This window comes from Pedobacter sp. ok626, from assembly GCF_900100435.1.
GTDB lineage: Bacteria > Bacteroidota > Bacteroidia > Sphingobacteriales > Sphingobacteriaceae > Pedobacter.
In genome coordinates, this window is sequence record NZ_FNEX01000021.1 from 82912 (window position 1) to 95359 (window position 12448).

General features: G+C 38.3%; 14 protein-coding genes. 4 read left to right on the forward strand and 10 right to left on the reverse strand.

Annotation, left to right across the window (positions count from 1 at the left end):
* Nucleotides 1–16 precede the first annotated feature (16 nt).
* Nucleotides 17–673 carry a protein-L-isoaspartate(D-aspartate) O-methyltransferase gene (locus tag BLS35_RS24050; RefSeq protein WP_090786170.1) on the forward strand — a complete coding sequence of 219 codons (657 nt, stop codon included), beginning with the start codon at nucleotides 17–19 and terminating at the stop codon, nucleotides 671–673.
* Nucleotides 674–679: 6 nt separating this feature from the next.
* Here BLS35_RS24050 and smpB read toward each other — a convergent pair whose 3' ends face one another.
* Genes smpB through BLS35_RS24065 form a run of 3 tightly spaced genes read right to left on the reverse strand, consistent with a single transcriptional unit; the run spans nucleotide 680 to nucleotide 3679 of the window.
* The gene (gene smpB / locus BLS35_RS24055) at nucleotides 680–1129 is read right to left on the reverse strand and encodes an SsrA-binding protein SmpB (protein ID WP_175459629.1); all 450 of its coding nucleotides are present in this window, start codon (nucleotides 1127–1129) and stop codon (nucleotides 680–682) included.
* Nucleotides 1130–1152: 23 nt separating this feature from the next.
* The gene (locus BLS35_RS24060) at nucleotides 1153–3024 is read right to left on the reverse strand and encodes an Nramp family divalent metal transporter (RefSeq protein ID WP_090786174.1); all 1872 of its coding nucleotides are present in this window, start codon (nucleotides 3022–3024) and stop codon (nucleotides 1153–1155) included.
* Between the two features lies 1 nt (nucleotide 3025).
* On the reverse strand, nucleotides 3026–3679 hold the full coding sequence (locus BLS35_RS24065) for a metal-dependent transcriptional regulator (RefSeq protein ID WP_090786256.1): 654 nt from the start codon (nucleotides 3677–3679) through the stop codon (nucleotides 3026–3028).
* Nucleotides 3680–3816: 137 nt separating this feature from the next.
* Here BLS35_RS24065 and BLS35_RS24070 point away from each other — a divergent pair, with 137 nt between their 5' ends.
* Entirely contained in the window at nucleotides 3817–4287 is a 471-nt protein-coding gene (locus BLS35_RS24070) for an Lrp/AsnC family transcriptional regulator (protein WP_015807383.1), read from the forward strand.
* A 54-nt stretch (nucleotides 4288–4341) separates the two neighbouring features.
* Here BLS35_RS24070 and ung read toward each other — a convergent pair whose 3' ends face one another.
* Nucleotides 4342–5019 carry a uracil-DNA glycosylase gene (gene ung, locus BLS35_RS24075; protein WP_090786177.1) on the reverse strand — a complete coding sequence of 226 codons (678 nt, stop codon included), beginning with the start codon at nucleotides 5017–5019 and terminating at the stop codon, nucleotides 4342–4344.
* 90 nt (nucleotides 5020–5109) lie between these two features.
* Here ung and BLS35_RS24080 point away from each other — a divergent pair, with 90 nt between their 5' ends.
* The gene (locus BLS35_RS24080; protein WP_090786180.1) at nucleotides 5110–5649 is read left to right on the forward strand and encodes a hypothetical protein; all 540 of its coding nucleotides are present in this window, start codon (nucleotides 5110–5112) and stop codon (nucleotides 5647–5649) included.
* A 44-nt stretch (nucleotides 5650–5693) separates the two neighbouring features.
* Here the strand turns inward: BLS35_RS24080 and BLS35_RS24085 are convergent, their stop codons facing one another.
* The 6 genes from BLS35_RS24085 to BLS35_RS24110 all read right to left on the reverse strand — a co-directional run bounded on the left by BLS35_RS24085 (nucleotide 5694) and on the right by BLS35_RS24110 (nucleotide 11917).
* Nucleotides 5694–5909 (reverse strand): hypothetical protein, encoded by a 216-nt coding sequence (locus BLS35_RS24085; RefSeq protein WP_090786182.1) that lies wholly within the window; start codon nucleotides 5907–5909, stop codon nucleotides 5694–5696.
* Between the two features lie 85 nt (nucleotides 5910–5994).
* On the reverse strand, nucleotides 5995–7716 hold the full coding sequence (gene lysS, locus BLS35_RS24090) for a lysine--tRNA ligase (RefSeq protein ID WP_090786184.1): 1722 nt from the start codon (nucleotides 7714–7716) through the stop codon (nucleotides 5995–5997).
* 128 nt (nucleotides 7717–7844) lie between these two features.
* Nucleotides 7845–9758 (reverse strand): AMP-dependent synthetase/ligase, encoded by a 1914-nt coding sequence (locus BLS35_RS24095; protein WP_090786186.1) that lies wholly within the window; start codon nucleotides 9756–9758, stop codon nucleotides 7845–7847.
* Nucleotides 9759–9838: 80 nt separating this feature from the next.
* Nucleotides 9839–10165 carry a HesB/IscA family protein gene (locus BLS35_RS24100; RefSeq protein WP_090786187.1) on the reverse strand — a complete coding sequence of 109 codons (327 nt, stop codon included), beginning with the start codon at nucleotides 10163–10165 and terminating at the stop codon, nucleotides 9839–9841.
* A gap of 68 nt (nucleotides 10166–10233) precedes the next feature.
* The gene (gene iscU, locus BLS35_RS24105) at nucleotides 10234–10647 is read right to left on the reverse strand and encodes a Fe-S cluster assembly scaffold IscU (protein ID WP_084292325.1); all 414 of its coding nucleotides are present in this window, start codon (nucleotides 10645–10647) and stop codon (nucleotides 10234–10236) included.
* 58 nt (nucleotides 10648–10705) lie between these two features.
* Complete coding sequence (locus BLS35_RS24110; protein ID WP_090786189.1) at nucleotides 10706–11917, reverse strand: IscS subfamily cysteine desulfurase; 1212 nt, start codon at nucleotides 11915–11917, stop codon at nucleotides 10706–10708.
* Nucleotides 11918–12041: 124 nt separating this feature from the next.
* Between BLS35_RS24110 and mce the strand changes: the two genes are divergently transcribed.
* Entirely contained in the window at nucleotides 12042–12446 is a 405-nt protein-coding gene (gene mce / locus BLS35_RS24115) for a methylmalonyl-CoA epimerase (protein WP_090786258.1), read from the forward strand.
* The last annotated feature ends 2 nt before the right edge of the window (nucleotides 12447–12448 follow it).

Below are 12448 nucleotides of genomic sequence, written 5' to 3' on the forward strand. Positions count from 1 at the left end.
TTAAATTTGGGGTGAAATGGCATACAAGTTTGTTGATAATTACAGAGAGCAGGGGGCGAGGAAACGTTTGGTAGTTCACCTCGAGTCGAGAGGGATAGCGGATAAGAAAGTACTTAAAGCGATAGGAAAAATACCACGACATTTCTTTTTTGATGAAACCTTCTGGAATCAGGCTTATAAGGATATTGCGTTCCCTATAGGCGATGGACAAACTATTTCCCAGCCATACACAGTAGCTTATCAAAGTGAATTACTCCATGTAAAAAAAGGTGATAAGGTTTTGGAAATTGGAACTGGTTCCGGTTATCAGACCTGTGTGCTGATGGAGTTAGGCGCAAATGTTTATACGATAGAACGTCAGGAAAGTATATACCGACATACCATACGGGTATTGCCTGGAATGGGATATAATGCACACTTCTTTTTTGGTGATGGATCTAAAGGTATTGCTGAGCATGCTCCCTATGATAAGATTATCGTAACTGCTGGTGCTCCCTTTGTACCTGAAGCATTGTTGAAACAACTTAAGATTGGCGGAATATTGGTGATTCCGGTAGGTGACGAGAACTCACAAAAGATGGTAACTGTAATTCGGATTAACGAAACTGATTATGATCGGATTGAACTGGATACTTTTAGATTTGTGCCGCTTGTGGGCGACCAGGCTTGGTAAGGTTGATTAAACCTTCATTGCCCGGTCCATTTCTCTTTTAGATTCCCTGTCTTTGATACTGTCTCTTTTGTCGAACTCTTTTTTACCTTGTGCCAGTGCTATTTCCAGCTTGGCAAATCCTCTTTCATTGGTGAATATTCGCAAAGGAACTATAGTATAGCCTTTTTCTTCACTTTTTGCCTTAAGCTTTTTAAGTTCTTTTTTATGGAGTAGCAGGATACGGTCGCGCTTAATTTCATGGTGATGAAAAGAGCTGTGGGTATATTCTGATACATGCAAGTTTCTTACGTAAAGGACATTGCCAATAAACATGCAGAAAGCATCTGTCATATTGGCCTTGCCTTGTCTTATCGCTTTTATTTCAGTGCCTAAAAGGGCTATTCCGGCATTATATTTTTCAATAATGTGGTAGTCGAAAAAGGCTCTTTTATTCTTTATTTGGACGTCGTTCTTCATAACAATCCGCTAATATCTCAATTTTATCTCACAATAAGCACTGGAATGGATACTTTATGACGCACAGAATTAACTGTAGTGCCCAGTATTAAATCTTTTATGCCTTGATGACCATGTGCCCCCATAACCAATAATTGCAGCTTATTCTCGTCACTTATGGCTACAATAGCTTTTACAGTACCCCCATAACCGATATATGGGCTAGCGTTATAGCCTAAATCGGCTAGATTATCACAGTATTTTTGAAGATTTTCGGTATCACTCACTGTTTCGTGATCTAATGCAGAATTTCCATAATACTGTGCAGCCGCAGTTTCTACTACGTGTATCAGGTAATACTGCGCATGTTTTCCGCCTTGAATAAGGGCATGACGTATGGTGTTACGATCGTTTTTGGAGAAGTCTACCGTGATGCCAATACGAGCATAATCGATCTTTTCAATGTTTTCAATATCTAAAGCCTCTCCATGTGGTACGTTGTTATTACCTTTTCTTAAACGGGTAACTAGCGGATATATAAAGACGTATAGCAAGAGTAATCCTATTAGTATCGCCGCAGGAACTACAAGGACATAGATATACCAGTCTCCGCTTGCTCCCCAGGTTTTTATTTCTTCAATCACCAGTTTAACATTTAGAGATACGATGACAATAGCACTCACCCAAGCCAAAACTTTTACCCATGGTCTTATGGCAAAGCCTTTCATTAATTTTTTATCTGATGTAAAGTGGATTAGTGGGATTACGGCAAAGCCAAGCTGTAAACTTAAAACCACTTGACTTAAAATAAGTAGTCCACCTAATGCATCATCCCCATACCAGAGTATAGTTAGAAATGCAGGAATGATAGCGAGTAAACGAGTTATCAGTCTACGTAGCCAAGGTTGTATGCGCAATTTAAGGTGTCCCTCCATTACAATTTGACCTGCTAAAGTTCCGGTAATGGTAGAACTTTGACCTGCTGCAATCAACGCAATGGCGAAAAGGGCAGGAGCCACATTGCCGAATATATTTTGAAGCAGTTTATAAGCATCTTGTATCTCGGCTACCTCGTGTAAACCATTCTTGTAAAATGCGGCAGCAGCAAGGATAAGTATAGCGGCGTTGACAAAAAAAGCAAGATTTAAAGCGATAGCGGTATCGATGAAATTGAATCTTATAGCTTCCTTGATGCCCTTTTCATCGCGTTCAAATTTACGGGTTTGCACCAGTGATGAATGCAAGTATAGGTTATGGGGCATTACCGTAGCACCAATAATGCCTATTGCAATATATAAGGCTTCGCCAGACAGCATAGAAGGCTCAAATCCGCGTGCTATTTCTTTAAGCGAGGGTTCTACGATAAACATTTCGGCCAAAAAGGAGATGCCTACAATAAATACCATGGAGACAATGAATGCTTCCATTTTACGCATGCCTTTGTTGAGTAGGAAAAGAAGTAGAACGGTATCAAAAATGGTAATGCTTATTCCCCAGATTAATGGTAATCCGAACAAAAGATTTAATCCAATGGCCATTCCTATAATTTCGGCCAGATCGCAAGCTACAATCGCTGTTTGAGCCAATCCAAAAAGCGGGATGTTGATCCATTTTGGATAAGCATTCCTGGAAGCCTGAGCAAGATCGAGTCCTCTAACAATTCCTAAACGGGCACTGAGCGATTGCAACAGTAGGGCGATAAGATTTGACATAAGCAGTACCCAGATTAATTGGTAACCAAACTTGCTACCGCCTGCGATGTCCGTTGCCCAGTTGCCGGGATCCATGTAACCAACACTTACTAAGTAGGCTGGTCCTATAAAAGAAAGAATCCGTTTCCAGCCGGTTCGTTTGCTGGTGTCTACGCTTTGATGTACTTCGCTTAAGGATTGGGTGTCTTTATGTTGGGCTTTCATGTTATAGTTTAATAAGGATATGTTTGGCAACTTCCCGGCTTACACTAATTTTCTTTTCTTCTAATATCAATTCCACAGAGCCATCAAAATCAGTGATTTCTTCTATTTTAAGTTTTTTTCCGAGAGTTAGTCCTAATTTTTCAAGGTGCTTTAAGAATATAGATGAATGTTCACTAACTCCCATAATCAAGCCTTGCTCTCCTGGTTTAAGTTTGTTGAGTTTTGTAAATGGAATGGTATCAAATTGCCCGTTTTTATCGGGAATGGGATCGCCGTGTGGGTCGCTTTTAGGGAATGCCAGAAATTCATCCAGTCGTTCGATCAGTTCAATAGATTGAATGTGTTCCAGATCTTCAGCAATATCATGAACCTCGTCCCATTTAAAGTTTAGCTTTTCTACCAGAAAGACCTCCCATAAACGATGTTTCCGCACAATATTAATAGCGGCAGATTTACCAGTTGGTGTGAGTTTAACACCTTGATATTTCTTATAATCGATCAATTGCTTATCCGCCAGTTTTTTTATCATATCGGTAACAGAGGCCGCTTTAGTCTGCATTTTTTCTGCTATTGCATTTGTTTGCACAGCTTCGTCGTTGTTTTGCGACAAATGGTATATGATTTTCAGGTAGTTCTCTTCAGTGAATGATTGCATTTTTGTTCGACTAACTATATGTTTAGACAAATCTAAAAAAATAGAAGAGAAATAAACTATAAATAATAGGTTTTTTTTTAGAATAAAATTTGGTGTGTAATGCATTCTTATTCTATCTTTGGACATACTTTAAAATAATGGCGACAGAACTAGATAAAACGGATTTTAAGATTCTTAAATTGTTACAGGAAAATGGTAGGATGACCAACCTGCTTTTATCTCAGGAGATTGGACTTTCACCGGCCCCAACATTGGAAAGAGTAAGGAAACTGGAGGTTTCGGGTTTTATTAAAAGTTATCATGCTTTAGTTGATGAAGAGAAACTAGGCTTAGGAATAAAAACCTTTATCCAGGTTCAACTGGATTTTCATAAGAACAATACCATTCAGATTTTTCTGGATGAGGTAAATCAGATTAAAGAGATTACGGAATGTCACCACGTGACAGGCCAGGCTGACTTCCTATTGAAGGTATATGTGAATGATATTAAAGCTTACGAGCGTTTGATTATGGATAAAATTAGTAAGATATCTGTAGTTAAGACTTTCCAGACGATGATGATCATGTCTACTACTAAAAAGGAGCCGATTGTTCCTTTGGAATACTAGTATTAAGAATTAAAGCAAAAGCGCCTGTATCAATACGATATAGGCGCTTTTGTTTTAGGTTATTTGCCAGTTGATTGGGCTTTGTCCTTGTTCAATTAATTTAGCATTGGTTCTTGAAAAAGGGCCAGTCCCCAGAAAACCATTGTAGGCTGAAAAAGGAGAGGGGTGCGCAGCAGCAATAATTGTGTGTTTACTTTGATCAATTAATGCCGACTTATTTTGTGCATATCTTCCCCATAATAGAAAGATCAACCCTGTTCTTTTTTCAGACAGTTCACTAATAATTTTATCTGTAAAGGTTTCCCAACCCATCTTTTGATGTGAACCGGCTTCATGAGCTCTTACTGTTAGCGTTGCATTTAGCAATAAAACGCCCTCATCCGCCCATTGTGTTAGGTTGCCATGATTGGGAGCTGTAAATCCAGCAATATCTGTAACTAATTCTTTATAAATGTTTTTTAAAGATGGGGGGACGGCAATACCCTTTTGAACAGAAAAGGATAAACCATGTGCCTGTCCGGTACCATGATATGGGTCCTGTCCCAAAATAACCACTTTAACTTTATCAAAAGGAGTATGATTTAGTGCATTGAATATATCTTCACCTTTAGGGTAAATGGTATGGCCTTTTTGTTTTTCTTCAAGCAAAAAGGTTTTTAGTGTTTTCATATAAGGTTTTTCAAACTCATCACTCAATACCTTTAACCAGCTTTCTTCTATGGAAACGGACATCTGTTATTTCTTTTTTTGCTGAAATTATCAATTAAATCTGATTTTTGGTATTTAAACACGATATTTGCAGAAAAAAAAATACAATAGAATATGCCAAATGTAGTTCGTCTTATTTTAGGTTTTGCAGTGTTGGGTGGTGCAATAGCGCTTATGATCTTCGGTTTTTGGGGCTGGGGTATTTTGGCCATCTTGATAAGCATCTTAATTATAGTTACTTATTTCTTTAATGAGAACATGTTATTGGCTCAGTGGTTTCTGAGAAAAGATAATATGGGTAAAGCTGAAGCTTATTTAAATAGAATAACCAATTACGAAAAACAATTGATTAGAGTACAACACGGTTATTACAATTTATTGATTGGTTTGATTGAATCAAGAAAAGCACCAATGCAGTCAGAGAAATATTTTAAGAAATCTCTTTCTCTGGGCATGCATATGGATCATAACATTGCATTGGCAAAATTAAGCCTTGCAGGAATTGCAATGGCTAAAAGGAATAAACGCGAAGCAACAATGTATTTATCTGAAGCGAAGAAAGCAGATAAGAGTAAGCTGCTAGCTGACCAGATTAAACAAATGAAAGATCAGCTGGGAATGATGGATAGACAACAGCAAGTAAGATACAGGTAATTAGATTGAGTGAAAAATAAAAGGCCACATGCAAATGTGGCCTTTTATTTTTCACTCAATCTGTCAAAGTTGTCGTTCTCTTCATAGTAAGACCCTCTGCTAATGATATCGTCTTCCATGTCATTTTTGCTTTTGCTAAAGAACAATTGTTCCGATTGTATCCTTGTAATCAACTGACGGATTAAAGTCAGGTCAAAGGCCTCTTTGTTTAGTTTTATACAGTACTCGTTATCTGTAATTTCCAGGATTGAACTGTTCATATCTTTTTAATTTTAATAGGAGTAAAAATAAAAAAAGCCTGCTACAGTTATTGTAGCAGGCTTTTAAGATATTGTTATCTTTATGTTAAGCGAACCAGGCCGTTACATCTTCTTTCGAAGGCATGGTTAATTCCAGTTTCAACTTTTTACGCATTCCGCCCAAATCATTAAATACTTTGTTGGGATTTGCAGCTTTCAGTTCTTCTATCGTATTGATATTCATCTTTCTGATCACCTGAACCCACTCGGCAGGAATACCAGCGTTTACGAAATCTTCATCAGTAGTTACTTTAGCTTTCTTCTCTGGTCTCATCTGAGGGAAGAACAATACTTCTTGTATGGTCGATTGATTAGTCATTAACATCACCAAACGGTCTATACCAATACCTAAACCTGAAGTAGGAGGCATACCATATTCCAATGCACGAATAAAATCCTCATCCATTGCCATTGCTTCATCGTCACCTCTTTCTGCAAGTTTCAACTGATCTACCAGGCGTTCTTTCTGGTCAATCGGATCGTTGAGCTCAGAATAGGCATTTCCAATTTCTTTACCCATTACAAACAACTCAAAACGCTCTACTAAACCTTCTTTGCTTCTGTGTTTTTTAGCAAGTGGAGTCATTTCAATCGGATAATCTGTAATGTATGTTGGCTGGATTAGATTGGCTTCAACTTTTTCACTGAAAATTTCATCAACAAGCTTTCCTTTGCCCATAGTGGCATCGATTTCGATGTTCAGGCTTTTGCATGTCGCTTGAAGTTCTTCCTCTGTCATGTTCGATACATCAATACCCGTGTATTTTTGGATCGATTCGTACATGGTCAGTTTTTCATAAGGACCTTCAAAATTGATTTCATGCTCACCAACTTTTACAACAGATTTTCCGTGGATAGCTAGAGCTACTTTTTCCAGACATTCCTCTACCATAGTCATCATCCAGATATAGTCTTTATAGGCTACATAGATTTCCATAGAAGTAAACTCAGGGTTATGGGTTCTATCCATTCCTTCATTTCTAAACATCTTTCCGAACTCATAAACACCATCAAAGCCAGCAACGATTAGTCTTTTTAAGTATAATTCGTTAGCTATGCGTAGGTAAAGTGGCATATCCAGTGTATTGTGATGCGTAGCGAAAGGGCGTGCAGCAGCACCACCATGGATAGGCTGAAGAATTGGGGTTTCTACTTCCATCCATCCCTGGCTATCGAAATAATTACGCATGGTGTTGATCACCTTAGAGCGGTTGATGAAGATTTGTTTAAATTCCGGATTAACAGTAAGATCTACATAACGCTGTCTGTAACGAAGTTCTGGGTTGGTAAAACCATCATAAACATTTCCCTCATCGTCGCGTTTTACAATTGGTAAAGGACGTAATGATTTAGACAATACGGTGAATTGGGTGACATGTACGGAGATTTCTCCTGTTTGAGTAGTAAAAACGTAGCCTTGTACACCAATAAAGTCGCCAATGTCTAATAGTTTTTTGAAAACAGTATTGTAAAGGGTCTTATCTTCTCCGGGACAAATTTCATCTCTTTTAAAATAAACTTGTATGCGGCCAGTTGAATCTTGTAACTCTGCAAAAGACGCTGCACCCATGATGTTTCTTCCCATAATACGGCCAGCTATGCTGATATTCTTATAGGCAGTTTTATCCCGTTCGTAGTTCGCTAATATGTCTGCAGCATTGGCATTGATTTCAAATGCTTCGGCAGGGTAGGGATTGATCCCAAGCTCACGTAATTGGCTTAACGAATTACGGCGCAATACTTCTAGTTCTGATAGTCCTGTACTCATATATTTTTTGTATCTGGCATCAAGCCTGATAGCTTATTTTTTAAAAAATTAAAATTAGGCAAAAATAGGGATTTACCTTAGTTCTTTATGTCGATTGGAATAAGAAACGTAAAATATTTTAAACCTACTTAATCTGCATCAACAGCCTCTGTATACATTTCATTGATAGGTCCGGCATATCTTGCCTCAATGATTTTACGTTTTGGTTTTAAGGTTGGCGTAATTTCACCCTCTTCAAGACTAAAAGGATTTCGTTTAACCATGAAGTTTTTAATGCGCTCAAACTTGGCCAGTTCATTGGAAAGCTTCCTGATATCCTGCCCAATCCAGTCGAGGATTTCTTTTTCAAAGATAAATGTTTCTGGTTTCAAGAAGAACGATTCAGGTAGTTTGAATGCTTCCTGTAGGTTTTCTTTATTCGGGATGATGATTGCGGTTAAGTATTCACGCTTATCACCAATTAGAAAAACCTGATCTATTTTGAGGCTTTTCATATAAATATTCTCTACCGGAGTAGGATAAACATTCTTGCCATAGGCATTTACAATCATGTTTTTTAAGCGATCTGTGATTTGCAGGTTTCCTTTGTAAAAGCGTCCGATATCACCCGTATGGAACCAGTTGTCTTTATCAATGGCCTCTGCAGTTTCGGCAGGCTTATTAAAGTATCCTTTCATTACGCAATGCCCTCTGACAATAATTTCACCCTCTTCACATTCAAAATCCTCCTGAAAGCTTTCATGGGTTTGAATGCTGATCATTTGCTTAGATTCCACATTCTGAATGGCGATTTCAATCCCTGGAATTACTCTTCCAACGGTACCATATATTTGTCTGTGAAACTCTGTAACCGCCATCACCGGTGATGTTTCCGTTAAGCCGAAACCTTCCAATATTTTAATGCCCAGGTTCCCGAAAAATTCACCTACGTTTTTAGGTAGTGCGGCTCCGCCGGATATCATGAACTTTAATCTGCCACCGGTTTTTTCTTTTATTTTGCTAAAAACCAGTTTTTCTGCCAATGCTTTTTTTGCACTGAGTATCATTCCAGGATTTTTACCTGCTTCTTTGATTCTTCTATATTCCTGACCTATTTCTAGTGCCCAAAGGAATATTTTGGCTTTTAGGCCGCCGCCTGCAGTACCACTTTTAATGGCTTTGTCGTGGATCTTTTCTAAAAGTCTAGGTACACAACTCATTACTGTTGGTCTAACCTCAGCCATGTTTTTAGCCAGGAGTTCCAAACTTTGCGCATAAGCGATTTTACAGCCTTGTGCACAACAAACATGATAGGTTGCGGTGCGTTCAAATACGTGTGATAAAGGTAAAAAGGAAAGAAAAGTTTCTGTCTCGTCTATCACTGGTATTTGCTGTAGGCAAACTTTTACATTTTCTACAAAGTTACTATGGGTTAGCATTACGCCCTTTGGAGTTCCGGTAGTGCCAGAAGTATAGATTAAGGAAGAAACGTCGGCAGGACGCACAGTACTGCGGATTTTTCCGATTGCTTCAAGCTGGTCTACATCTAGTTTACCTACGGTAGCAAGTATCTCCTCAAAGCTGATCACCTGAGCTTTTAAATCTTCAGGTATAGCAACTTTAATATATTCTGGAAAAGCAGGTATAATGTATTCCAGATGTCTGCAATTATCTGCTATTTTGAGTATCTTTTTATAGAGAAATGTATTCCCGATCAGGATGGCCCGCATCCCCGAATCGTTTACGATATAAGCAACTTCTTGTTCAGATAGGGTCGGGTAAATAGATACATTTATAGCACCTATTTGTTGAATTCCCTGATCGTAATAAACATATTCAGGTGAATTCTCGATCATTAAGCCCATTCTGTCACCTTTGGTAATGCCCTTTGCGAGGAAAAACGAGGAGACGGCATCAGCACAATCCAGGGTATGTTTATAAGAAATTTCTTCCCATTCTGCATTCTTTTTGTGAATGAGGAAGGTTTCTTCCGGTTTGTGAATGTTTGCGACTACGTTTCTCAGTAAAGTTGGGATCGTAGAGTGCTCATTAAATAATTCCATTGGTAAAGGTTTGGGTGCTCATAAAAATAGGCCGGTACAGAATAAACTGTGCCGGCCTATGTAAATATAATAATTGTATTTTAAACGGAGAAACTCTCGCCGCAACCGCAGGAGCGACTTGCGTTGGGATTATTAAAATTAAATCCTTTTCCATTTAAACCATCAGAAAAATCAAGCTCAGTTCCTGCCAAATAAAGGAAGGATTTCATGTCTAGTGCAATTCTGATGCCTCTATCTTCAAAAAACTGATCTCCAGAATTTTCCTCGTTATCAAAGTCGAGATTGTAGGATAATCCTGAACATCCTCCTCCTTTAACAGAAACACGCAAAAAATAGCTGGAATCCATGTTCGACTCTTGCATGAGCTGGTCGATTTTGCTTTTTGCTTTATCAGTGATCGTAATCATTTTCTTAGAGATTTATTTGAAATGTTAGATAGGAAACCAGATGTCTCCAACCTTAGATTTCAATCTAATTAATGGTGTGACTTAGGCATTTCAATTGGCTCCATGCCATTTTTAACACGGTAGTCGTTGATTGCAGATTTAATTGCGTCTTCTGCCAATACTGAACAGTGGATTTTTACCGGAGGTAAAGCTAATTCTTCAACGATATCCATATTGTCTATTGTTAAAGCCTCATCAATACTTTTACCTTTTAACCATTCAGTAGCTAACGACGAAGATGCAATTGCTGATCCACAACCAAATGTTTTGAATTTAGCATCTGTAATCATGTTGTTTTCATCAACTTCGATTTGCAAACGCATTACATCACCACATTCAGGTGCGCCAACAAGGCCTGTACCTACTGATTTGCTGTCTTTATTTAAAGTACCAACGTTTCTTGGATTGGTATAATGCTCTATAACTTTTTCTGAGTATGCCATTTTGTTTTCTTCTTAAACCTTTATATCAGGGTTAGTATAATATTTATTGGTGTACAGATTAGTGTTCTGCCCACTCAATTTTGCTTAAATCAATACCTTCTTTAAACATTTCCCAAAGTGGAGAAAGGTCTCTCAGGTGATTTACCGCTTTCTTAGTGTTCTCAATTGCGTAATCTATTTCTTCTTCGGTAGTAAAACGACCTAATCCGTAACGGATAGAAGAGTGTGCAAGATCATCCGATAAACCAAGACTTTTTAATACATAAGAAGGCTCTAATGAAGCAGAAGTACAGGCTGAACCTGATGATACTGCTAAATCTTTCATTGCCATCATTAAGCCTTCACCTTCAACATATTTGAAAGAGATGTTGGCTACATGCGGTAAGCGATGCTGTGTATTCCCATTTACATAGCTTTCCTCAAGCTGAGTAAGTGCATTTTCTAGTTTATCTCTTAAAGCAGATAAGCGTTTAGCTTCTTCATCCATTTCTAAGCGGCACAATTCGCAAGCTTTTCCTAAACCTACAATACCTGGTACATTTAAGGTACCAGAACGCATACCACGCTCATGACCACCACCATCGATTTGTGCAGTTACCTTAACTCTTGGGTTTTTACGACGTACATATAATACACCAACACCCTTAGGTCCGTACATTTTATGTGCGGAGAAAGCCATTAAGTCAATTCCATCAGCATTTACATCTACAGGTATTTTACCTACAGCTTGTGTTGCATCAGTCATAAACAATGCACCAAATTTGTGTGCAATAGCAGCTATTTCTTTTACTGGTTGAATAACACCAATTTCGTTGTTTCCATACATGATGGTAACCAGGATAGTTTGCTCTGTCATGGCAGCTTCAAGCTCCTGAAGATCAATTAATCCATCCTCTTTTACTTTTAGATAAGTAACTTTGGCACCTAATTTCTCTAAATGTTTACAGGTATCTAAAACTGCTTTATGCTCTGTTGTAGCGGTAATGATGTGATTACCTTTCTCCTGGTACATTTCGAATACACCTTTAATGCCTAAGTTGTCCGCCTCTGTAGCGCCTGAAGTAAAGATCACCTCTTTTTCAGTACAGCCAATCAATTTAGCAACTTGTTCGCGGGCGTAGTCAACACCTTCTTCAGCAACCCATCCAAATGCGTGGTTACGACTTGCAGCGTTACCGAATTTGTTGGTGAAATAGGGCAACATCGCTTCCAGCACTCTAGGATCAAGAGGCGTAGTTGCGTTATTATCTAAGTAAATAGGAAGTTCCATTGTATATATTTGTTCTTATTAATAGACAAAGGTACGAAAAAAGATTGCCAACAATTATAAATAATAGCTATGACCGTATAGTTAAAACATGCATTTTTACATTTTTTTAACGGTTCTGATAGATATGAATAGAATAGAGCATATAGGTATTGCGGTTAAAGACATGGATGTTTCCTGTTCGCTATACGAACGTTTGTTGGGGACCTCTTGTTATAAAAAGGAAGAAGTACGGTCTGAGGGGGTGAATACAGCCTTTTTTAAGACAGGTGTTAATAAGATTGAGTTGCTAACGGCAACTACCCCTGATAGCCCCATTGCAAAATTTCTGGAGAAGAAGGGAGAGGGGATTCATCACATTGCTTTTGATGTGGATGATATTGTAGCAGAGATGGCTCGATTAAAGGCAGAGGGATTTGTGTTGTTAAATGAAGAGCCTAAGTTGGGGGCAGATAATAAATTGGTTTGTTTTGTACACCCTAAAGGAACAAATGGTGTTTTGTTGGAGTTGTGTCAGGAGCTGAAAGGTTAGGT